Source organism: Methylobacterium brachiatum, assembly GCF_020523825.1.
Classification (GTDB): domain Bacteria; phylum Pseudomonadota; class Alphaproteobacteria; order Rhizobiales; family Beijerinckiaceae; genus Methylobacterium; species Methylobacterium brachiatum.
In genome coordinates this window covers 116,993-137,473 of sequence record NZ_JAJALK010000012.1, presented here as the reverse complement: position 1 = coordinate 137,473, position 20,481 = coordinate 116,993, and the positions used below count along the sequence as shown (strand labels likewise).

Here is a 20,481-nt window from a genome sequence, read left to right as displayed (position 1 = left end):
GGAAGGGAGCGCCATGAGGGCGCCGGTTCGACTCCAGCACAATCCCATCACCGGGCGCGCGATGGCCGTCTGGCTGCGCCTGCGGCTGAACGAGGTCGGCCCGCTGGTCGCCCTATTGGGCGTCAGCATCCTCGGCTACGGCTTCTTCTACCTCGCCCACGAGGTCGGCGAGGGCTCGACCGCGGCGCTGGACCGCAAGATCCTGCTCGCCCTGCGCAACCCGGCCGACCTCTCCGACCCGATCGGGCCGCCCTGGCTCGAGGAGACGATGCGCGACATCACGGGGCTCGGCAGCGTCTTCACGGTGCTGTTCCTGACCTGCGCGGCGGCGGCCTATCTGGCGGTCTCGGGGCGACGGCGGATCGGGCTGTTCATGCTCGTCGCGGTCGGCAGCGGCGAGCTGGTCTCGACGGTGCTGAAGCTGTTCTACCAGCGGCCGCGGCCGGATCTCGTGCCCCATGGCATGGAGGTGTTCACGGCGAGCTTCCCGAGCGGCCATGCCACCATGTCGGCCATCGCCTACCTGACCCTCGCGACCCTGGTCGCCCGGGTCGATCGCAATCGGGGCGCGAAGGCCCTGGCCCTCGGGCTCGGGGTCGGCCTGACGCTGCTGGTCGGTCTCAGCCGGATCTATCTCGGCGTCCACTGGCCGAGCGACGTGCTGGCCGGCTGGTGCATCGGCGCGGCCTGGGCGTCGCTGTGCTGGTTCGTCGCCCTCCAGCTCCAGCGGCGGGGCGAGGTCGAGGCGCCGGACCCGCCGCCCCCGGCCTGACGGGGCAATTAAGGTAAACCGGAGGTTAAGATGGACCTCCGGGTACGATCCGGACGCGATGGCGGTTGTCGGAGCGACCGGGAGCCGAGGACCATGATCGTGATCGAGCGTCGCCAAACCGCCCGCCGCCGCGTCTGCCTCGGCGGACGCGTCCGGATCGCAGCCTTCCTGCCGGAGATCGCCTGCGTGGTGCGGGATGTCTCGCTCGGCGGCGCCCGGATCGGCGTCCCGCCCACCGCCATGCTGCCGGATTGTTTCGACCTGTTCATCCCCTGCCGGAACGAGACCCGGCGGGCCTTCGTCGCCTGGCGCGCGGGCGCAACGATCGGCCTCGGCTTCGCGCAGACCCAGGCGGCGTCCGAGCCGGACGCCCTCGCCCGCCGCCTCGCCGACAGCGAGGCCGAGGTCGCGCGTCTGCGCGCCGCGCTGCTCGGCGGAAACGACCCGGCGCCGGCTTGCGTTCACTGACGGGACAGCGCCGATAGCGGACGCTCGCCCCACGTCGCGGCGATTCGGTGCCGCGGCCTGGATTCAGGGACACGGCGAGGCTCATGGCGGACGATATCCGGCTCTCACGACGCAATCTCCTGGCCGCGGGGGGCGCGCTGGCCGGCGCGAGCCTCGGCGGTGCCGCCCAGGCGGCCCAGCCCGGCCCGGCGATCCCGGCCGATACCGGCGCGGTCCAAGGCGGGCGCGTGATGTTCCCGAACTGGCGCGGTCAGGCCGACCGGCCGCCGGCGCCGAGCCCGGCACCCCAGCCCCCGGGCCAGCGCATCGGCTATTGCGTAGTCGGCCTCGGCCGGCTGAGCCTCGACGAGATCCTCCCGGCCTTCGGGGCGACCAAGCGCTCGCGGCTGGCCGCGGTGATGTCGGGCAGCCCCGACAAGGCCAAGCTCGTGGCCCGGCAATACGGCCTGCCCGAGGACGCGGTCTACGGCTACGACGAGTGGGATCGGCTCAAGGCCAATCCCGCGATCCAGGCGGTCTACATCGTCACGCCCAACAGCGTGCACCGGGACAACGTCCTGGCGGCGGCGGGGGCCGGCAAGCAGGTGCTGTGCGAGAAGCCGATGGCGGTGGCGTCGCAGGAATGCCGCGACATGATCGCGGCCTGCAACCAGGCCAACGTCAAGCTGATGATCGCCTATCGCTGCCAGTACGAGCCGCATAACCGCGCGGTGATCAAGTTCGCCCGCTCGGGGGAGTTCGGGCGCCCGCGGATGATCCAGGCGTTCAACGGCCAGACCACCGGGCTGCCGGAACAGTGGCGCCTCAAGAAGGCGCTGGCGGGCGGCGGATCGCTGCCGGATATCGGGCTCTACTGCCTCAACACCACCCGGGCGGTGCTCGGTGAGGAGCCGGAGCTGATCCAGGCTCAGATCTACTCGCCGCCCGACGATCCGAAGTTCCGCGAGGTCGAGGAGACGGTGAGCTTCACCATGCGCTTCCCGTCCGGCGTGATCGCGCAATGCACGTCGAGCTACGGCGTCTACGAGGCCCGCAGCCTGACCCTGCACACCGGCAACGCCGCGATCGATCTGCAGAACGCCTTCGCGTACGAGGGGCAGCGCCTGTTCGTGTCCCATCGCGACGGCAAGTCCGGCGCCCGCGACGAGAAGGTGCTGAGCCCGAAGAACCAGTTCGCGCTGGAGATCGACCACTTCTCCCGGTGCATCCAGGAGAACCTGCGCCCCCGCACCCCCGGCGAGGAGGGGCTGCAGGATCAGGTCCTGATGGAGGCGATCTACGAATCCGCCCGCACCGGCGCCCCGGTCAAGGTCGGCCCGCCGGCCGGGGCCGGATCCGGCCTCGACGTGACCCGCGGACCGGAGCCGGAGGAGCCGAGCTGAGCCGCGTCAGAACGGCAGCAGGATATCGACGATCTGCTGGCCGTAGCGCGGCTGCTGCACGTCGGTGATCTGGCCGCGGCCGCCATAGGCGATACGGGCCTGGGCGATCTTGGTCGAGTCGATGGTGTTGTCGGATTCGATGTCCTCCGGCCGGACCACGCCGGCCACCACCATCTCGCGGACCTCGAAGTTCACCCGGATCTCCTGCTTGCCCTCGACCACGAGGTTGCCGTTGGGCAGGACCTGGGTGACCACCGCGGCGACGTTGGTGGTCACGGTCTCGGCGCGCTGGACCGAGCCGGCGCCATCGTTGGCGGTGGCCGAGGTGGCCGACAGGAGCGCGGTGCTGCCGACGCCGAAGGACTTGCCGAGGGCGTTGTTCTCCAGGCCGAGGGCGTTCGGCAGGCCGAAGCTCTCGGTGTTGGCCCGGGAACGCTTGGTCTCGTTGCTGATGTTGGCCTGGTCGGTGACGTTGACCTTCACGGTCAGCAGGTCGCCCAGGCGCGCGGCACGCTGGTCCTTGAAGAACGCCCGCGAGCCGGTGCGCCAGAGCGAGTTCGGCGCGTAGGAGACCGGCTGCACGTCGGGCATCGGCATCCGCACCGGCTTGTAGCCGGGCTGGGTGGTGGGATCCTCGATCGCCGACAGCGCCGGGGTGGCGCCGACCTGGGACAGCCGGTCGGCGGTGTTGCAGGCGCCCAGCGCACCCGCGATCAACGCGGCGGCGAGCGGGTTCAGGACAAGGCGGCTGGCCATCGGGGAAACTCGTTCACGCATCGGATGGGCGATCAGCGCAGGGACGCCGTCGCCTGGACTTGCGGGGCCGCGGCGGCCTGCTGGGCGACTGGGCCGGGCCCGACTGAGACGCGGCCGGGTCCGATCACGGTGGCCTGGAGCACCTTCTTCGAGGCGACGTTCACGACGTTGACGACGGCGCCCATCCGGCCGGCCTCGTTGGCGAGGCCGCGCATCGACAGGCTGACGCTGGCGGTCTCGTACACGATGGTCACGCTCTCGCCCCGGGCCACGAGTTCGGGCAGGGCGGTGTCCGAGACCCGCAGCACCGTTCCGGCCGGCAGCGCGTGCTGGGCGACTTCACCCAGGACCGTGGCGGCCCCGGCCTGCGCGTCGCTGGCGACGGCCTCGCGGGGACGGCGCTCCACGACGAGGTCGCCCTCCCGCACCGGATCGCCCCGGTTGAGCGCCCGGGTCAGCACCGCCACCTCGCGCAGCTCGATCACGACGCCCGAGACCCGCAGCGAGGCCTGGCGCTCACCGAGGCTGACGAGGCCCGAGACCCGGCGCGAGCGCGGATCGTAGGTCAGGTCGAGGGCCGCAGCCTGGCCGGCGAGGTCCACCGGCGCCAGCAAGGTCGGGCCGTCGCCGTCGAAGCGCACCGCGACGCTGCGCGGATCGAGGCCGTAGCCGGATTCCAGGCCGCGCTTGAGCGCCGCCTCGAGTTCCAGCGGCCCCAGGCGCCGGGCCGCGCGCTGCACGGCGATCTGCATCCGCCCCCCGGTCTCCAGGCCGGCAATGCCGAGCGCGGCCGCGGCCTCGACGATGCGCCGGGTCTGGATCGTGCCGGTGGCGCCCAAAGCGGGCGCGCGGAACAGCGGCCGCGCGGCGAGCCTGTCCGGCGCGCCCTCGACGAGGTCGGCCAGGACCAGGATGTCGCCCCGCGCCGTCACGTCGCCGCGCAGCCGGGGCTGCGACTTCTGCGTCTCGCCCTGCTGCAGGCCGGGCTCGGCCATGGCGGGGATCGCCAGGGCGCCGATGGCCGCGAAGGTCATGAAGGCCAGCGCCGCGCGCAAGAGCACCGCGGCGCCGGGCGGCGCCACCCGCGGGCGGCCCCGGCGGACGAGCGGGCTGAGGTCGCTCTCGTCCGCAGCCGTGCTGACGAGGGGCAGGTCGGCACGGGCGCCGCGGGTCTGGAAACCGGCATACATGATCGGAGACCTGGGTTGATGGCAGGACGCGCGGTCAGCTGCGGAACATCTGCGAGGTGGTGGAGAGCATCTGGTCGGCGGCGGTCACGACCTTCGAGTTCATCTCGTAGGCGCGCTGCGCGGCGATCAGCGACGAGATCTCGGTGACCGCGTTCACGTTCGCCTCTTCCAGGTAGCTCTGCTGAAGGTTACCGAACCCTTCCGCCCCCGGCAGGCCGCTGATCGCCGGCCCCGAGGCCGCCGTCTCGATGAACAGGTTGTCGCCGATCGATTCGAGGCCGACCTTGTTGACGAAGCGCGAGAGCTGGAACTGGCCGAGCGCCTGCGGCGCGGTCTGGCCGGGCAGCGTCGCCTGGACGGCGCCGGTGGCGCTGATCGTCACGGCGGTCGCGGTCTGCGGGACGGTGATCGCCGGATCGAGCAGGTAGCCGTCGCGGGTCACGAGCTGGCCCGTGGCCGACAGGTCGAAGGAACCGTCCCGGGAATAGGCGGTGCGGCCGTCCGGCAGCGTCACCCGGAAGAAGCCCTCGCCCCGGACCGCGACGTCGTAATCCTTCTCGGTCGAGCTCAGCGTGCCCTGCGACATGACACGGGCGGTCGAGGTGGTCTTCACGCCCGAGCCGAGGGCGAGGCCGGCGGGGAGCTGGGTGTTCTGCTCCGAGGTCGAGGAGCCGGCCCGCCGCAGGTTCTGGTAGAGCAGATCCTGGAAATGGACCTGCTGGCGCTTGTAGCCGGTGGTGCGCAGGTTCGCGATGTTGTTGGAGATGACCTGGACGTTGAGTTCCTGGGCCGCCATGCCGGTGGCGGCTGAGTAGAGGGCGCGCATCTTTCAGGCCCCCTTAGGCGACGTCGGCGAGGCGGCGGATCGCCGTGCCCCGCAGGTCGTCGAGGCGGGTGATCATGCTCGAGACCATCGCGTAGGAGCGGTTGACGTCCATCAGCCGGGTCATCTCGATGACCGGGCGGACGTTCGAGCGCTCGAGGGCGCCGGATTCCAGGCGCCCCTCGATCCCGGCCGGGCGCGCGGGCTCCGGCGAGGCGTAGAGGTTGCCGCCCTCGTTGGTCAGCCGCTGCGGGTTGGCGAAGGTGACGAGCTTGATCTTGCCGCGGATGCCGAGATTGGTCGACACGGTGCCGTCGAGACCGATCGTGAGACCGGTCTCCTGCGGGTTGATGGTGATCGGCCCGCCATCGCCGGCGACCTTGTAACCGTCGCTGGTGACGAGCGCGCCCGTCGGGTCGATCTCGAAGGCGCCGTTGCGGGTGTAGCGCTCGCCCTGGGGCGACTGGACCGCGATGAACGCCGCGCCCTTCACGGCGACGTTGAGCGGGTTGCCGGTCTGCTCGATCGGGCCCTGGCCCAGATCGATGGTGGTGCCTTGGTCGATGACGTAGGAGAGCCGCCGATCGGGCCGCGCGAAGGAATCCGCGCTCGCCACCGGCATCAGGTATTCCTGGAAGCGCGTGCTCCGGCCCTTGAAGCCGGTGGTCGACACGTTCGCCATGTTGTTGGAGATCACGTCCAGCTCGCGCTGGAGCGCCATCTGGCTCGACACGCCGACGAAGAGGGCATTCTGCATCGTGGACTCTGACACTCGCGAGCCGCGGTGGCGGCAACGATCCATTCAGCATCCGCTGTGCCAACGCGTTAGGCGTCGAATTTTCTTTTAAATGTAGGGTGTTAGGTGACTGGCCGGTAACCCTGCCGACAGGCCGGAGCTGCGTGGCGGCAATCCTGGCCCGGCAGGATTTGCCCGCTTAACGACACGTTAACCGTAATGCTTCGATATCCGAGCATACCCGGCGCGCGGATATCCGCGAAAGAGCATTATTTCCCATGGCCAAGAAGCCCAAGAAGGCCGCCGAAGACGGCGAGGCCGGCGCCGACGCCGCCCCGAAGGGCAAGAAGAAGCTCATGATCATCGTGGCCGCCGCGGTCCTGGCGGTCGGCGCCGGCGGCGGCGCCTTCCTGATGATGGGCCGGGGCGGAAGCGCCGAGGGCCAGGAGGCCGCCGGGGCTGGTGGCCATGGCGGGGGCCATGGTGGCGGTCACGGTCCGGCTGCCAAGGGCGCCGGTCCCGACGGCAAGAAGCCGATCGTGTTCGTCGAGATGCGCGAGATGCTGCTGAACCTCAGCCCCGACATGCCGCAGGAGAAGGCCAAATACGCCAAGCTGCGTCTCGCCCTGGAGCTGAAGGATGCCGGGGTGGAGGACGAGGTGAAGCCCCTGATGCCGCGCATCGAGGATACCCTCCAGGTCTACATGCGCGAGCTGCGCGTGAGCGACCTCACAGGCTCAGCCGGTCTCTACCGGCTGCGCGAGGAGCTGCTGCGGCGCGTCAACGTCGCCGTCTACCCCGCCAAGGTCGAGGCGGTGCTGTTCAAGGACGTGATCGTCCAGTGATCGACCCGATGACCCCTACGGTCACCGAGAGCCAGGCCTTGAGCGGACGCGCCTGATGGAACCCGAGGACGAACTTCCCGAAGACGATTGGTCGGCCGCCCTTCTGGAGCAGGGCGCCGAAGGCGGCGACACGTCGCTCGCCGAGGAATGGGGTGCGGCCCTCGCCGAGCAGGGCACCACGCGCAACGCCGGAGACGTCGCCGCCGAATGGGCGACGATGATCGAGGACGGGGAGAGCGACAACCTCCCCGAGCTCGCCGGCAACGACCGGGTGCTCAACCAGGACGAGATCGACGGCGTCCTTGGCTTCTCCATGCGCGAGCTCTCGGCCTCAGGGGCCGGGGGCGTTCAGGCCATCGTCGATTCGGGCGTCGTCCAGTACGAACGCCTGCCGATGCTGGAGATCGTCTTCGACCGGATGATCCGGTTGCTGTCGACCTCCCTGCGCAACCTGTTCCAGGACAACGTCGAGGTGACGCTCGACAACATCACCTCGGTGCGCTTCGGCGACTATCTCAACGCGATCCCGCTGCCGACCCTGCTGGGCGTGTTCCGCGCCGAGCAATGGGAGAATTCCGGCCTCGTCACGGTCGATTCGAACCTCGCCTACGCGACCTTCGACCTCCTGCTCGGGGGCAAGCGCGGCGGCTCGTCGAGCCGCCTCGACGGGCGGCCGTTCACGTCCATCGAGATGACGCTGGTGCGCCGGCTCGTGGAGATCATCCTGGGCGACCTGGAGCAGTCGTTCCAGCCGCTCTCGCCCGTCACCTTCGGCATCGACCGGATCGAGACCAACCCGCGCTTCGCCACCATCACCCGACCCGGCAACGCCGCGATCCTGATCAGCCTGCGCCTCGACGTCGACGGGCGCGGCGGCATGCTGCAGATCCTGTTTCCCTACGCGACCATCGAGCCGATCCGGGAGCTGCTGACCCAGAGCTTCATGGGCGAGAAGCTCGGCCGCGACCATGTCTGGGAGGGGCACCTCGCCACCGAGATCTGGCAGGCCGACGTCACCATGGAGGCGGTGCTCCACGAGATGATGCTGCCGCTCAAGCAGGTGATGCGCCTCAAGGTCGGCGATACCCTGATGTTCGACGCCAAGCCCTCAGACCTGATCGCCGTGCGCTGCGGCGACTGGGCCCTGACCCAGGGGCGGATCGGCCAGGTCGACGGCAACATCGCCGTTCAGGTCACCCGGCCCCTGCGCCGCTCGCGCACGACCATCCAGGCCTACGAGGCCTCGATGAACAGCCACACTGACGTTTAGCGTGCGATAGGTCCGGATCATGAGTCTCTTCGTCACGCTCGCCGCCGACATCCTGGTCGCCGTCCTCCTGGCGGCCACGATCGTCACGTGCCTGCGTCTGTCCCGCCGGATCAGCCAGCTCAAGGGCGACGAGGCGGCGCTGCGCCAGACCATCGGCGACCTGATGGTGGCCACCGGCACGGCCGAGCGCGCCATCGCGGGCCTGCGCTCGGCGATCGACGACGGCGACCGCACGCTCACCACGCGCATCGACGCCGCCACCGCCCGCGCGGCCGAGCTGGCTGCCCAGGTCGAGGCCGGGGAGACCGTGGTGATGCGCATCGGCGCGATCGTGGCGCAGATGCGCGCGGTGCCGGTCCGCGCCGAGCCGCCGCCCGCCCCGCGGCCGGTCCCCGAGGCGCCCGTGGCGCCCGTGGCGCAACGGCCGGAACCCGCGAGCCCGAACGGCGAGCGCCTCGGCGCCGCCGCCGCGGCCGCCCTCGCGATGAGCGAGCGCGCCCTCGCCCGTGTTCGGGCGCGCGCCGCATGACCGGCGTACCGGCCCCGAAGATCCCGCCGGCCCCGAAGATCCCGCCGGCGCCCAAGCCCAAGCCCAAGCCCAAGCCCACGCCGGCGGCGCAACGGCCGGCCACGGCCCTGCGCCGCCCGCGCCTGAAGCCGGTGCGGACGATGCGGCTGCGCCTGATCGATGCCGTGGCGATCGCGGCCGGGGGCCTGCTGGTGCTCAAGCTGCTCACCCTGGTGCAGGTCGGCCTGCCGGGGGCCGGCACCCTGCCCGAGTACAGCCGGGCGGTGGCCCGCGCCCGCACCGGCTACGAGCCGATCGATCCCGTGACCACCGGCTCGGTCGGGGCCAAGGACGAGGCGCCCGCGGCGCCGGCCGAGAAGCCCCCGGAGCCGCCCGCCCCAGAGCCGGCGAAGGCGGGCTCGGGCTCCCCGACCGAGCGCGCGCTGCTGGAGAAGCTCGGCGCCCGTCGCGATGCGCTGCGCCAGAGGAACGACGAGCTGGAGTTGCGCGAGAAGATGCTCAACGAGGCCGAGCGCAAGCTCGAGACCGGGCTCGGCGACCTGAAGCAGGCCGAGGAGAAGGTCGATGCGGCCGCCAAGGCCCGGGAGGAGGCCGAGAAGCAGGGGCTCAAGAACATCGTCACGATGTACGAGACGATGAAGCCCAAGGATGCCGCCCGGGTGTTCGACCGCCTGGGGCACGACGTCCTGGTGCCGATCGTCCTGGCCATGAACCCGCGCAAGATGTCCGAAGTGCTCTCGGCGATGCAGCCGGAAGCGGCCGAGCGCCTGACCGTGACCCTGGCCAACCGCGCCCGCGGCGTCGGCGGCGCCCAGGTCCAGGCCGGCGGAGGGCTGCCGGCGAACGAGTTGCCGGCGATCGATCCGGGGCCGCCGCCGGCTCGATAGGCGGGGCGACTGCAGGGTCTTCGGAACGGTGCTGGGCGGCCGCGGAGCCTGGCCCTCTGTCCGGTCCGGCGGTGACGACGCCCGATCGCCCGGCATCCGGATCCGCGCGAAGCGGGCGCTGGTCGAGGCGCCCCGGGGCCGAGCACCTGAAGATCACAAACGTTTCAGGGCGGCCACTTGAACCACCGGTGCAGGACAGGCTCGAGCCGGTTGAGCTCTTTCCGGACGCGGTAGGGTCGTGTCCTTGACATTACAGTAAGAGCCATTATCTCGCTGCGTATACTCATGTATCTAGGCCGGATAGTGATGGCTCCAAAGGAATTGATCCTGTCTGGCGTTGCAGGTCTTGGCAACAAGCTGTTCGACAATGTCTCCGTCCAAAGACTTTTATTCAACGCTCTGCGCCTCAATAGAAAAGAGGTTCGGCGCCTCATACTGAGTCGTGATGCTGCGTTCCTCGGGTATTGTCTGGCGCGCAGGACCCGTTCGAAATCGCAGATCCTGCAGGATCTCTGGGTCTGTTTCGAGCTGGGTGAGAAGACGGGCGGTTATTTCGTAGAATTCGGTGCGACGAACGGCATCAAGAACAGCAACACGTGGCTGCTCGAGAAGACGCTCGGATGGACCGGCATTCTCGCGGAGCCGAATCCGATCTGGCATTCCGCATTGGCGGCCGAACGGGACGCGGCGATCGAAAACCGTTGCGTCTCCTCGAAATCGCACGAGACCGTGACCTTCCTCGCGACCAACGACAGCGATCCCGAATTGAGCGGTATCGCCCGCTATGCCGATGCCGATCATTTCGCTGACACGCGCAGCCGCGGCCAACGGATCGAGATCGAGACCATATCCCTGGACGATCTGCTCGATGAGCACGGGGCTCCGCAACGCATCGATTATCTGTCGATCGACACGGAGGGCAGCGAGCTCGACATCCTGTCGGCCTACAGTTTCAGCCGCAGATTCAACGTCATATCGGTCGAGAACAATCCCAGGAACGAGGCCGCGATCGACGCGCTTCTCGCGTCGAACGGCTATGTCAGGGTATTTCGGCACTTCTCTCAGTGGGACAGTTGGTATGTCTCCAAGGAGCTGAGGCAGGAGACGCCGGTGATCGTCGCGGCGCCCGATGCGTGAGCGTCGTCTGTGCTTGCGATCGGCTCGACAGATCGGGACGGGCAGCTTCCGGCAGTGTCTTCGGGTTCAACCGGCATGATTGCCGCCCGGTGGGTCGGCGGACCCGCCAAGCGTGTTCAACGGGGTCGGAAGCGGTAGTGGCCGCAGAAATAGACGGGGCGGCCGGTCAGAAGCCGGTGCAGGCTCGCCATGATCCGAGCCAGCGCGCCGCAGCGCCGGGTGATATCGACCGCCTCGATCACAGCGAGGCCGGGGGCGATGTCGCCGACGGTTTCGGGGCGTGGCACCGCCCAGCGAAACGACGCCCGGGTCTTGGCGAGACTCGGGTTTCGCCGCGACTGCCGCACCATGATCGGGGATGCGAAGTCGGCAGCCAGTTCGAGCAAGGCGCCGTTGCGCGCCGCACGGTCGACGAGCCCGCGCAGCAGATTTTCGCCCACGGACGGCAATAGATACATCGAGACGCCTTCCGCCAGAACCAGGGTCGGCCGCCCGGGCGTCCAGCCGAGCTCGTCCATCCAGGCAAGCGGTTCCGTTTCCGTGACCCTGATGGTCCGGACATTGGCGCGCCGGGCGACCAAGGCTTCGCGCAGACGGATGACGTCGGCGAAATCCGCGTCGATCCAGTCCACGGTGGCAGGCAAGCGGATCCGCGACGGGCGGTCGTCCAGCCCGGAGCCGATGCTGACGCACAGGCCCGCCGGGTGGGACGCGATGAAGGTTTCAGTGACCCGGTCGAACCATTGGGCCCGGAGCACCGACCCGCGCATGCTTCCGGTATCCCGGGCGAAACGCGCGGGATCGAAGCCGAGTGCCGTCCCGATCCGCATCGCTTCGGCGTCCTGGAACTGAAGATCCGGGTGACGATCGGGCGCGGTCATCCGGGCCGCGAGCGGGATCAGCAGTGTTTCTGGAATGGTTCCTAAAGACTGGATGTTGAGATCGTCCATGACACGCGCTGCCGTCACCTGCGAGGACGATCAAGATCGCCCCTCGGCGGCGCTGCTTGCAATGGAAGATCGCTGGCGGCGGGAACTTTTACGAAACTTTACTCTGCCGCCCGTCGGATTTCGGCAATCACGTCCCCTATGCCGGGTCGTTGCGCTGGATTAGGCCGCAGGCAAGCCGTTGCCAGAGCCCGCAACGCATCGGGCGCCGCGTCGCAGCAATCCAGCACCTCGCCCAGCAGGATGCCAACCGCCCGCACTTCGACCCGCGCCAGCGCCGCGCCGACCGCGCCCCTGGGCAGTGCCGAGGCGGCGCCGAAATCGCTGAGCACGGCCGCACCGGTCTCGGCATCCCACAAGGTGTTGTGAGCGTAGACGTCGCCGTGGATCAGGCCGCGCCCGTGCAGATGGGCCACGGCTTCGGCGACGGCGCGAGCGATCCGCAGGGCCTTGTCCAGGCTGAGCCGCAGGGCCGGATCGTAGACGTCGCGGCTGCAGGTCGTCAGGCTCGGCGGGCCGGCCAGCACGCGCCACTGCGCCGGGAGCAGCCGCAGCAGCAGCCCCTGGGCGCCGTCGGGATGGTCGACGAGCCGGCCGAGGGCGCCGGTGAGGGCCGGATGGGTGCCGGCGGCGAGGCAGGCCTCCATCTCGCGCTCCGGCAGACCGTCGCTGGTCATTGCCCCCTTGAACAGCTTGAGCGCCACCGCCTGCATGCCCGAAGGCGCGTGCCAGACCGCCCGGTGGACCCGGCCCGAGGCCCCCTCCCCGAGGAGGTCGCCGACCTCCAGCGCCGACCACGGCACGGATGTCGAGACGGAGGGCTCCGTCGCCGGCTCGGCGGGATTGCCCGCGTAGGAGATCCAGGCCAGGCGCGGCAGGCGCACCAGCCAGGGCGGGAGGGCGTCGAGCCGGTTGCAGGACAGGCGGATCAGTTCGAGGTTGTCCGCACCCGCGAGGCCGTCGGGCAGGCGCGCGATCCGGTTGCCCGACAGCATCAGCTTCTGCAGACGCGGGCGCGCGCCGAGGGCGTCGGGCAGGGTCTCGATCCGGTTGTCGGTGAGGGTCAGCCAGCGCAGATCGCGCGGCAGGGCGTCCGCCGGAACCTCCCGGATGCCGCAGCCCCGGAAGCCGAGCTGGCTCAGCGTCGGGCACGCGCCGAGCACTGGCGGCAGGCGCTCGAACGGGTTGCCGGAACAGAACAGCACGCGCAGGCGGCTCAGCCGCCCGAGATCGTCCGGCAGGTCGGTCAGACTGCCCCGGCCGAGATCCAGCACCTCCAGGGTGTCGGCGAGGCCGAAAATCTCGCGGGGAAATTCCGAGAGCCCGTCGGGCAGCCGCAGCTCTCGCATTCCCGCCAGGTCGCCGCGCCGGAGGGCCGCGAGGGTTTCGGTGCGGTCCAACAGCGTCAGCCCCGCTTGAAGAAGGCGTCGGCCGCGCCCTGAGCCGCGTGCTTGGCCGCCCGCGCCGCCTCGATCCGGGCGATCTCCGCCTGCAGCAGCGCGATGCGCGCGTCGAGGTCGGCGAGCGAGAGCGTATCGAGCGGCTGACCGATCTCGTGGGCCACGGCCTTGCGGGGCCTGTCGTCGTCGTCGCGCATGGTGCAGCTCCCTACAGGAAGACGCGGCCGGCGCCGTCCCAGGAAAGCCCGAGATGGGCCGCCAGGGTGGCGCCGATATCGGCGAACGTGTCGCGCCGGCCGATCGAACGGGGGGCGATTCCGGGGCCGAAGGCCAGGACCGGCACCTGCTCGCGGGTGTGGTCGGTCCCCGTCCAGGTCGGATCGTTGCCGTGATCGGCGGTGATCACCGCGAGGTCTCCGGGCTGGAGCGCCGCCAGGATCTCGGGAACGCGGGCGTCGAACGCCTCCAGCTCGGCGGCGTAGCCGGGCACATCCCGGCGATGGCCGTGCTCCGTGTCGAAATCCACGAGGTTGACGAAGATCAGGCCGCCTTCGGGCAGGTCGGCCAGGGCGTCGAGCCCGGCCTGCAGGCAGGCCGCGTTGGCGCCGGGCTTGATCTCGCGGCCGGTGGCGCGGTGGGCGAAGATGTCGCCGATCTTGCCGACGCTGACCACGGCCCGGCCCTCGGCCTCGGCCCGGTCGAGGAGCGTGAGGCCGGGCGGCTCAACGGCAAAGTCCTTGCGGTTGCCGGTGCGGCGGAAGCCCGTCTCCGCCGAGCCCACGAACGGGCGGGCGATGACCCGGCAGACCCGGTAGGGATCGCACAGGCGGCGCGCGACGCGGCACAGCGCGTAGAGCCGCTCCAGCCCGAACGCCTCCTCGTGGGCGGCGATCTGGAAGACGCTGTCGGCCGAGGTGTAGCAGATCGGTTTGCCGGTCCGGACGTGCTCGGCCCCGAGCGCGTCGATGATGGCGACGCCCGGCGCGTGCCGGTCCCCCAGGATGCCGGGCAGGCCGCCCTCGGCGATCAGCGCCTCGACCAGCGCGGGCGGGAAGGCCGGCCGCGTATCCGGGAAATGGCCCCAGGGCTCGGGCAGCGGCAGGCCGGTGATCTCCCAATGGCCGGAGGGCGTATCCTTGCCGGCGGCCGTCTCGACGGCATGCCCGTAGGCGCCGCGCGGCTCCCCCTCGGGCGCGAGGTTCGGCGGGATGCGGCCGGAGGCTCCGGCGGCGGCGAGGCCGAGGCCGAGTTCGGCGAGATAAGGCAGGCGCAGCGGGCCGGCGCGCAGGCCCGCCCGGTCGCCGCGTCCGGCCGCGCAGGCCTCGGCGATGTGCCCGAGCGTATCGGAGCCGGCATCGCCGTAGGCGTCGGCATCCGGAGCGCCGCCGATGCCGACGGAATCGAGGACGATGAGGAGGGCGCGGGCCACGTCAGGCGGGCTCCAGCTCGGTGGCGACATCGCTGTCGAGGGCGAAGGCCGCCTTGAACAGCGCCCGCGTATACGGCGTCTGCGGATCGGCGAAGATCGTCTCGGCGGGGCCTTCCTCGACCACCTGACCGTTCTGCATCACCACCACGTAGTTCGCGAGCGCCCGGACCACCTTCAGGTCGTGGCTGATGAACAGGTAGGCCAGGCCGCGCTCGCGCTGCAGGTCGCGCAGCAGCGTCACGATCTGCGCCTGCACCGAGCGGTCCAGCGCCGAGGTCGGCTCGTCCAGCACGACGAAGCGGGGATTGAGCACCATGGCCCGGGCGATGGCGATGCGCTGCCGCTGGCCGCCGGAGAATTCGTGCGGGTAGCGGTCCATGGCGACCGGGTCGAGCCCGACATCGGTGAGCGCCTTGGCGACCACCGCCCGGCGCTCGGCCCGGGAGCGCGCCGCGCCCTGCACGATCAGCCCCTCGGCGACGATGTCGGCCACCGACATGCGCGGCGAGAGCGAGCCGTAGGGGTCCTGGAAGACCACCTGCATGTCCCGGCGCAGGGGGCGCATCTGCCTGACGGTGAAGCCGTCGATGGCTTGGCCCAGGAACACGATCGGTCCCTCCGAGCCGGTGAGCCGCAGCAGGGCGAGGCCGAGCGTGGTCTTGCCCGAGCCGGATTCGCCGACGACGCCGACGGTTTCGCCGGCCCGGACCGTGAGCGACACCCCGTCCACCGCCTTGACGTGGCCGGTGACGCGCCGGAACGCCCCCGATTTCAGCGGGAACCAGACCTTGAGCGGGCCGGCCTCGACGAGGGGCGGCGCGTCGGCCGGGACCGGGTTGGCCCGGCCCTTCGGCTCCGAGGCGATGAGCCGGCGGGTGTAGTCGTGCTGCGGGTCGGCAAAGACCGCCCTGGTCTCGCCGGCCTCGACGATCTTGCCCTTGAGCATCACGCAGACCCGGTCGGCGATGCGCTCGACGATGCCGAGATCGTGGGTGATGAACAGCAGCGCCATGCCGAGGCGCTTCTGCAGGTCGGCGAGCAGCGCCAGGATCTGCGCCTGCACCGTCACGTCGAGGGCGGTGGTCGGCTCGTCGGCCACGAGCAGGTCCGGCTCGCAGGCGAGCGCCATGGCGATCATCACCCGCTGACGCTGGCCGCCGGAGAGCTCGTGCGGGTAGGCGCCCATGCGGCTTTCGGCGTCGCGCAGGCCAACCAGTTCCAGAAGCTCGAGAATCCGCGCCCGGGCGGCCTTGCCGGTGAGGCCGCGATGGAGCCCCAGCACCTCGCCGATCTGCCGCTCGATCGTGTGGAGCGGGTTGAGCGAGGTCATCGGCTCCTGGAACACCATGGTGATGTCGGCGCCGCGCACGTCGCGCATCTGGCGCTCCGGCAGGCTGGACAAGTCCCGGCCCTTGAACAGGATTTTTCCGCTCTGGCGCGCCGCGCCGTCGAGCAGCCGCAGGATCGCCAGGGCGGTCACCGACTTGCCGGAGCCCGATTCGCCGACCAGCGCCACGGTCTCGCCCCGGCGGATGGTGAAGCCGATCGAATCGACCGCCGCCGTCTCGCCTTCGCGGGAGCGGAAGGCGACGGACAGGCCCTCGACGGACAGGAGCGGCGGGGTTTCGGCCTCAGACATGGCACCCTTATAGCGCGGCCGGCACCCTAGCCTACCCGGCCGCGGATGCGCGATCATGCGCGTCGCCAGCAGCCCCGGGGACTCGCCATGCCGGATCTCGTCGACGCATTGGCCGCGCAGACCCGCCTTCCCGGCGCAGGCTCTGCGCAGCGTTCGCCCACCCCGCGCATCACCGGGGCCGGCGCCCTCCCCTCCGCGTTCCGGGCCACCGAGCTCGCCGCGGCCTCGATCGCAACCGCCGGCGTGGCGCTCGCGGAGGTTGCAGGCCTCGACGGAGAGGTCGCGGTGGACCGCCGGCTCGCCTCCGCCTGGTTCGCGACCTCCCTGCGGCCGGACGGCTGGCTTGTGCCGGCGCCCTGGGATCCGGTGGCCGGCGACTACCGGACCCGGGATGGCTGGATCCGGCTCCACACCAACGCCCCGCATCACCGGGCGGCGGCCGAGCGGGTGCTCGGCGCCCAGGCCGACCGGGCCGGCATGGCGCGGGCGGTGGCCGGCTGGGCCAAGGCGGAGCTGGAGGCGGCGGTCCTGGCGGAGGGCGGCTGCGCGGCCGAGATGCGCGGGCTGGAAGAATGGGCCTCCCATCCCCAGGGCCGGGCGGTTTCGGCCGAGCCCCTGGTGGCGTTCGCGCCGGGATCCGACCGGAGCGCGTCGCGCTGGCGGCCCCGGACGGAGCGGCCGCTGGCGGGGCTGCGGGTGCTCGACCTGACCCGGGTGCTCGCCGGGCCGGTGGCGACCCGGTTCCTGGCCGGGTTCGGCGCCGACGTGCTGCGGATCGATTCGCCCGACTGGGACGAGCCGGCCCTGGTGCCCGAGATGACGTTGGGCAAGACCTGTTCCCGCCTCGACCTGCGCCGGGCCGCCGACCGGGCGACCTTCGAGGCGCTGCTGGCGGGGGCGGATGTGCTGGTCCACGGCTACCGGCCCGGCGCCCTGGACGGCCTCGGCTACGACGCACCGGCGCGGCGGGCGCTCGCCCCCGGCCTGATCGACGTGTCGCTGGACGCCTATGGCTGGACCGGCCCCTGGGCCGGACGGCGCGGCTTCGACAGCCTCGTCCAGATGAGCTGCGGCCTCGCCCAGGCCGGCCAGGCCTGGCGGCAGGCCGAGGGGCCGGTGCCCTTGCCGGTCCAGGCGCTCGACCACGCCACCGGCTACCTCATGGCGGCTTCCGTGCTCCGCCTGCTGGCCCGGCGCCTCTCGGACGGGACCGGTGGCCAGGCTCGCCTGTCGCTCGCCCGGACGGCGGCGTTCCTGATCGCGGCCGGCCCGGCCGAACCGGAGCCGGCGTTCGCCCCTGAGACGCCGGAGGATCGCGCCCCGGAGGTCGAGCCGACCTCCTGGGGCCCGGCCCGTCGCCTGCGCCCGCCGCTGACGGTGGCCGGCGCCGCGCTGCGCTGGGACCGGGCCGCCCGCAACCTCGGGGATGACGCGCTGGCCTGGGCGTCGCAGCCGGGGAGCCGCGCGCGGTAGACAGCGGGTTCGCGATGGATCGGGATCGGGCCGGTGGCGCGGGCCGGCCTGCTGCCCGGCCGCGCCCGGTTCCGGCCCGTGGCGCGCCGTCCTCAGATCCCGTTTTCGAAATCCAGCCTTCGCTTCCCGGCTCCCCCGGAGAGACCGGAGGCGGACCGGACGGCGCTGGGAATAGACCTATTCGCAAGATTTTCTGGGCGCAGAGAGTTTCGAATTAACCGCCTCGTGCCATCACCGCGCGTCTCAGGTCTGTTATCGTCATGCGGCTGCGCACGCTCCTCGCCCTCATCTTCGCAGTCGGAGCCCTGTTGCTCACCGCTGCCGCCACGACCGTGGTCTCGCAATTCGTCTCCGCACGTGTTCAGATCCGCGCCGAGGCTCACGCGGCCGAGCTCGCCGAGCACCTGCGCCAGATCATCGACGCGAACATGACCGAGCGGCTCGGCGACATGGCCGTGCTGTCCTCGGTCGCGCGGACGAACGCCACGACGCCAGAGACACGGCGCGCCTGGGTGGATGCCCTGCGCCAAAGCTACCCGGCCTATGCCTGGATCGGTTTCGCAGACCAGGCCGGCACGGTCGTGGCCAGCACCGGCGGCATGCTGGAAGGCGAGAGCGTCGCGGCGCGCCCGTGGTTCCAGCAAGGCATCCGGGCGCCGGCCGTCATCGACATCCATGAGGCCAAACTTCTCGCGACGCGGTTGCCGGCGCTGCTCTACGGTGAGCCCCGACGCTTCGTCGACGTAGCGGTGCCGCTGCGCGATTCGACCGGTGCGAATGTCGGCGTTGTCGGCGGGCATCTCAGCGTGACGTGGATGCGCGAGATGAGCCGGGCGGCCATCGCGACGGCCCTGAAGCGCGAGCCGAGCGTCGAGGTGCTCATCCTCGCGGGTGACGGGACCGTCATCCTCGGCCCCGGCGACCAGGCCGGCCGGAGGATCGAGGCCGAACTGCCGACGCTCCCGGCCTTGACCGCCGGCGCCGAACTCACGAGCACCCGTGGCACATGGCCCGAAGGCGGCGATTACTTCATCGGCGCGAGCCGCGCGCGACCGTCCGTCGATCGACCGACATTGCCCTGGACCGTCCTGGTCCGTCAGCCCGTCGAGGTCGCCAAGGCGATCTCCAGTCCGATCGTCAACCGGCTGATGCTCGGCGGCGCGGCCTTCACGCTGCTCTTCGCGTTGCTCGGTTGGTGGGCGGCCGAGTACCTGGCCGGACCGCTCCGCGCCCTCGCGGGCGCTGCCAGCACGATCGGCCACGACACCGCCGAGGCTCGTCTGCCGAAGCCGCGCGGGTATCTGGAGATCTCCGAGCTGACGGGCGCCCTGACCGGATTGCTGGCGCGCCTGGGCGAACGCGATCGCGCTCTCGCACAGGCCAATTGCGATCTCGAGCGACGGGTGTCCGAACGGACCGCGGAATTGGCCCAGGCACGGGACCGGGCCGAAGCGGCACAGGCGCGCGCAGAAGCCGGTGAACGCGCCAAGAGCGATTTCCTGGCGACGATGAGCCATGAGGTGCGCACGCCGCTGAATGCCATCGTCGGGTTCGGTGACCTGCTGCGCGACGAGTCCAGCCTTACCCCGCACCAGAAACGCTGCATCGATCAGATGCGCGTGGGTTGCGAGGTCCTGACGAGTGTCGTCAACGACATCCTCGACTACGCCCGCATCGAAGCAGATGGCGTTGTGCTTGAGGCCGAGCCGTTCTCGCCGCGCGCCCTCGTGGAGGAAACTGTCGCGCTCGTCGCCGGCACCGCCGAGCGCAAAGGGCTCGACCTGCGATGCGAGGGCGACGCGAGCGACGAGCCGCGCGTCATGGGGGACAAGACGCGGCTGAGGCAGGTGCTCCTCAACCTCGTCAACAACGCGGTCAAGTTCACGCAACATGGCTCCGTGACCGTCGTTCTGACACGGACCGCGACGGCGGCGGGGATCGATCTGCGCGTCGCTGTTCGCGACACCGGCATCGGCATCCCGGTCGAGGCGCAAACGCGGCTCTTCACGCGCTTCGTACAGGCTGACAGCAGCACGACCCGACGCTTCGGCGGAACGGGACTGGGCTTGGCCATTGCCAAGGGCCTGATCGAGGCGATGGGCGGCACCATCGGCCTGGAGAGCCGGGACGGCGAGGGCTCAACGTTCTGGTTCAGCGTCACGCTTCCGCGTGAGCCGGTGGGCAGTCAGGCGCTCGATCACGTCACCGGCACGGCTCCGCCTGTTTCGAGCGCGAGCGACACGCCGCGGCGCGCGCACCTGCTTCTCGTCGAGGACGGGGCCATCAACCGTGAGATCGCCCAGATGGTTCTGGAGGCGATGGGCTATCGCATCTCCACGGCCTGCAACGGGCAGGAAGCCGTGACCATGGTCCGGGAGCAGGCCTACGATCTGGTTTTGATGGATGTCGAGATGCCGGTGATGGACGGCATGACTGCCATTCGGCACATTCGTGATCTGGAAGGGACGGCGCGCCATGTGCCGATCATCGCGATGACCGCGCACGTCCTCCCGGAGCAGGTCCAGAACCTTCTGGCAGCGGGCGCGGACGGGCACGTTGGAAAGCCGTTCGATCGCGCCCGGCTGTGCGCCGTCATCGAGCGCAGCCTCGGCGCGGGGCCCGTTCAGGAACGCTCGGCCGCATGACCGGGCGCGCCGGAGCCCGAGCGATCCATCCCGCGGCTCTCTGACCCGTCCCCTCGTCTTCAGGCGGCGAAGGCCGGCGGTGCCCGGGCAGGAGCCCTCCAGGGAGCGCGGCCGGCCTGAGAGCGCCCGGCAGGCGCGCGGGTGTTCGCGGTC

General features: G+C 70.7%; 19 protein-coding genes. 10 read left to right on the top strand and 9 right to left on the bottom strand.

Going from position 1 to position 20,481, the window contains the following annotated elements; all coding sequences use genetic code 11:
- The first annotated feature begins 13 nt into the window (after positions 1–13).
- The 3 genes from LGR69_RS23290 (at position 14) to LGR69_RS23280 (ending at position 2,622) form a co-directional block, all read left to right on the top strand.
- A complete protein-coding gene (locus LGR69_RS23290; RefSeq protein WP_007564707.1) occupies positions 14–772 on the top strand; it encodes a phosphatase PAP2 family protein in 759 nt (252 codons plus the stop codon).
- A 93-nt stretch (positions 773–865) separates the two neighbouring features.
- Complete coding sequence (locus tag LGR69_RS23285; protein WP_230367488.1) at positions 866–1,240, top strand: PilZ domain-containing protein; 375 nt, start codon at positions 866–868, stop codon at positions 1,238–1,240.
- An 83-nt stretch (positions 1,241–1,323) separates the two neighbouring features.
- Positions 1,324–2,622 carry a Gfo/Idh/MocA family protein gene (locus LGR69_RS23280; RefSeq protein ID WP_007564704.1) on the top strand — a complete coding sequence of 433 codons (1,299 nt, stop codon included), beginning with the start codon at positions 1,324–1,326 and terminating at the stop codon, positions 2,620–2,622.
- A 6-nt stretch (positions 2,623–2,628) separates the two neighbouring features.
- On the opposite strand, the gene flgH is transcribed toward LGR69_RS23280, so the two are convergent.
- The 4 genes from flgH to flgF are packed head-to-tail and all read right to left on the bottom strand — an operon-like array spanning position 2,629 to position 6,148.
- Positions 2,629–3,378: a flagellar basal body L-ring protein FlgH gene (gene flgH / locus LGR69_RS23275; protein WP_007564703.1), complete on the bottom strand. Its 750-nt coding sequence runs from the start codon at positions 3,376–3,378 to the stop codon at positions 2,629–2,631.
- Positions 3,379–3,410: 32 nt separating this feature from the next.
- On the bottom strand, positions 3,411–4,568 hold the full coding sequence (gene flgA / locus LGR69_RS23270; protein ID WP_230367487.1) for a flagellar basal body P-ring formation chaperone FlgA: 1,158 nt from the start codon (positions 4,566–4,568) through the stop codon (positions 3,411–3,413).
- Positions 4,569–4,602: 34 nt separating this feature from the next.
- Positions 4,603–5,394: a flagellar basal-body rod protein FlgG gene (flgG, locus tag LGR69_RS23265; protein WP_007564701.1), complete on the bottom strand. Its 792-nt coding sequence runs from the start codon at positions 5,392–5,394 to the stop codon at positions 4,603–4,605.
- A 13-nt stretch (positions 5,395–5,407) separates the two neighbouring features.
- Positions 5,408–6,148 carry a flagellar basal-body rod protein FlgF gene (flgF, locus tag LGR69_RS23260; protein WP_007564700.1) on the bottom strand — a complete coding sequence of 247 codons (741 nt, stop codon included), beginning with the start codon at positions 6,146–6,148 and terminating at the stop codon, positions 5,408–5,410.
- Positions 6,149–6,405: 257 nt separating this feature from the next.
- Here flgF and fliL point away from each other — a divergent pair, with 257 nt between their 5' ends.
- The 5 genes from fliL (at position 6,406) to LGR69_RS23235 (ending at position 10,795) form a co-directional block, all read left to right on the top strand.
- A complete protein-coding gene (gene fliL, locus LGR69_RS23255; protein ID WP_230367486.1) occupies positions 6,406–6,972 on the top strand; it encodes a flagellar basal body-associated protein FliL in 567 nt (188 codons plus the stop codon).
- A gap of 55 nt (positions 6,973–7,027) precedes the next feature.
- Positions 7,028–8,242 (top strand): flagellar motor switch protein FliM, encoded by a 1,215-nt coding sequence (gene fliM, locus LGR69_RS23250; RefSeq protein ID WP_007564697.1) that lies wholly within the window; start codon positions 7,028–7,030, stop codon positions 8,240–8,242.
- Positions 8,243–8,261: 19 nt separating this feature from the next.
- Positions 8,262–8,771: a DUF6468 domain-containing protein gene (locus LGR69_RS23245; protein WP_230367485.1), complete on the top strand. Its 510-nt coding sequence runs from the start codon at positions 8,262–8,264 to the stop codon at positions 8,769–8,771.
- Entirely contained in the window at positions 8,768–9,658 is an 891-nt protein-coding gene (locus LGR69_RS23240) for a MotE family protein (RefSeq protein WP_230367484.1), read from the top strand. Before LGR69_RS23245 ends, LGR69_RS23240 begins: the two co-directional genes overlap by 4 nt.
- 306 nt (positions 9,659–9,964) lie before the next feature.
- Entirely contained in the window at positions 9,965–10,795 is an 831-nt protein-coding gene (locus LGR69_RS23235; RefSeq protein ID WP_230367483.1) for an FkbM family methyltransferase, read from the top strand.
- A gap of 116 nt (positions 10,796–10,911) precedes the next feature.
- Here the strand turns inward: LGR69_RS23235 and LGR69_RS23230 are convergent, their stop codons facing one another.
- The 5 genes from LGR69_RS23230 to LGR69_RS23210 form a co-directional block, all read right to left on the bottom strand.
- Positions 10,912–11,745 (bottom strand): class I SAM-dependent methyltransferase, encoded by an 834-nt coding sequence (locus tag LGR69_RS23230; protein WP_230367482.1) that lies wholly within the window; start codon positions 11,743–11,745, stop codon positions 10,912–10,914.
- Between the two features lie 98 nt (positions 11,746–11,843).
- Positions 11,844–13,142, bottom strand: a complete 1,299-nt coding sequence (locus LGR69_RS23225) for a leucine-rich repeat-containing protein kinase family protein (RefSeq protein WP_230367481.1) — start codon at positions 13,140–13,142, stop codon at positions 11,844–11,846.
- A gap of 5 nt (positions 13,143–13,147) precedes the next feature.
- Positions 13,148–13,339: a DUF1192 domain-containing protein gene (locus LGR69_RS23220; RefSeq protein WP_007564690.1), complete on the bottom strand. Its 192-nt coding sequence runs from the start codon at positions 13,337–13,339 to the stop codon at positions 13,148–13,150.
- Positions 13,340–13,350: 11 nt separating this feature from the next.
- Positions 13,351–14,571, bottom strand: coding sequence for a phosphopentomutase (locus tag LGR69_RS23215; protein WP_230367480.1), 1,221 nt, complete (start codon positions 14,569–14,571; stop codon positions 13,351–13,353).
- Between the two features lies 1 nt (position 14,572).
- Entirely contained in the window at positions 14,573–16,210 is a 1,638-nt protein-coding gene (locus LGR69_RS23210; protein WP_230367479.1) for an ABC transporter ATP-binding protein, read from the bottom strand.
- An 87-nt stretch (positions 16,211–16,297) separates the two neighbouring features.
- On the opposite strand from LGR69_RS23210, the gene LGR69_RS23205 reads away from it, so the two are divergent.
- Together LGR69_RS23205 and LGR69_RS23200 are read left to right on the top strand one after the other, a co-directional pair.
- Entirely contained in the window at positions 16,298–17,683 is a 1,386-nt protein-coding gene (locus tag LGR69_RS23205; RefSeq protein ID WP_230367478.1) for a CoA transferase, read from the top strand.
- A 260-nt stretch (positions 17,684–17,943) separates the two neighbouring features.
- Entirely contained in the window at positions 17,944–20,328 is a 2,385-nt protein-coding gene (locus tag LGR69_RS23200) for a hybrid sensor histidine kinase/response regulator (RefSeq protein WP_230367477.1), read from the top strand.
- The last annotated feature ends 153 nt before the right edge of the window (positions 20,329–20,481 follow it).

What these genes read in the sequence shown, in the direction of transcription:
- LGR69_RS23290 (WP_007564707.1), top strand. Translation starts at nt 14, where the DNA reads ATGAGGGCGCCGGTTCGACTCCAGCACAATCCCATCACCGGGCGCGCG.
- LGR69_RS23285 (WP_230367488.1), top strand. Translation starts at nt 866, where the DNA reads ATGATCGTGATCGAGCGTCGCCAAACCGCCCGCCGCCGCGTCTGCCTC.
- LGR69_RS23280 (WP_007564704.1), top strand. Translation starts at nt 1,324, where the DNA reads ATGGCGGACGATATCCGGCTCTCACGACGCAATCTCCTGGCCGCGGGG.
- flgH (WP_007564703.1), bottom strand. Translation starts at nt 3,378, where the DNA reads ATGGCCAGCCGCCTTGTCCTGAACCCGCTCGCCGCCGCGTTGATCGCG.
- flgA (WP_230367487.1), bottom strand. Translation starts at nt 4,568, where the DNA reads ATGTATGCCGGTTTCCAGACCCGCGGCGCCCGTGCCGACCTGCCCCTC.
- flgG (WP_007564701.1), bottom strand. Translation starts at nt 5,394, where the DNA reads ATGCGCGCCCTCTACTCAGCCGCCACCGGCATGGCGGCCCAGGAACTC.
- flgF (WP_007564700.1), bottom strand. Translation starts at nt 6,148, where the DNA reads ATGCAGAATGCCCTCTTCGTCGGCGTGTCGAGCCAGATGGCGCTCCAG.
- fliL (WP_230367486.1), top strand. Translation starts at nt 6,406, where the DNA reads ATGGCCAAGAAGCCCAAGAAGGCCGCCGAAGACGGCGAGGCCGGCGCC.
- fliM (WP_007564697.1), top strand. Translation starts at nt 7,028, where the DNA reads ATGGAACCCGAGGACGAACTTCCCGAAGACGATTGGTCGGCCGCCCTT.
- LGR69_RS23245 (WP_230367485.1), top strand. Translation starts at nt 8,262, where the DNA reads ATGAGTCTCTTCGTCACGCTCGCCGCCGACATCCTGGTCGCCGTCCTC.
- LGR69_RS23240 (WP_230367484.1), top strand. Translation starts at nt 8,768, where the DNA reads ATGACCGGCGTACCGGCCCCGAAGATCCCGCCGGCCCCGAAGATCCCG.
- LGR69_RS23235 (WP_230367483.1), top strand. Translation starts at nt 9,965, where the DNA reads ATGGCTCCAAAGGAATTGATCCTGTCTGGCGTTGCAGGTCTTGGCAAC.
- LGR69_RS23230 (WP_230367482.1), bottom strand. Translation starts at nt 11,745, where the DNA reads ATGGACGATCTCAACATCCAGTCTTTAGGAACCATTCCAGAAACACTG.
- LGR69_RS23220 (WP_007564690.1), bottom strand. Translation starts at nt 13,339, where the DNA reads ATGCGCGACGACGACGACAGGCCCCGCAAGGCCGTGGCCCACGAGATC.
- LGR69_RS23210 (WP_230367479.1), bottom strand. Translation starts at nt 16,210, where the DNA reads ATGTCTGAGGCCGAAACCCCGCCGCTCCTGTCCGTCGAGGGCCTGTCC.
- LGR69_RS23205 (WP_230367478.1), top strand. Translation starts at nt 16,298, where the DNA reads ATGCCGGATCTCGTCGACGCATTGGCCGCGCAGACCCGCCTTCCCGGC.
- LGR69_RS23200 (WP_230367477.1), top strand. Translation starts at nt 17,944, where the DNA reads ATGCGGCTGCGCACGCTCCTCGCCCTCATCTTCGCAGTCGGAGCCCTG.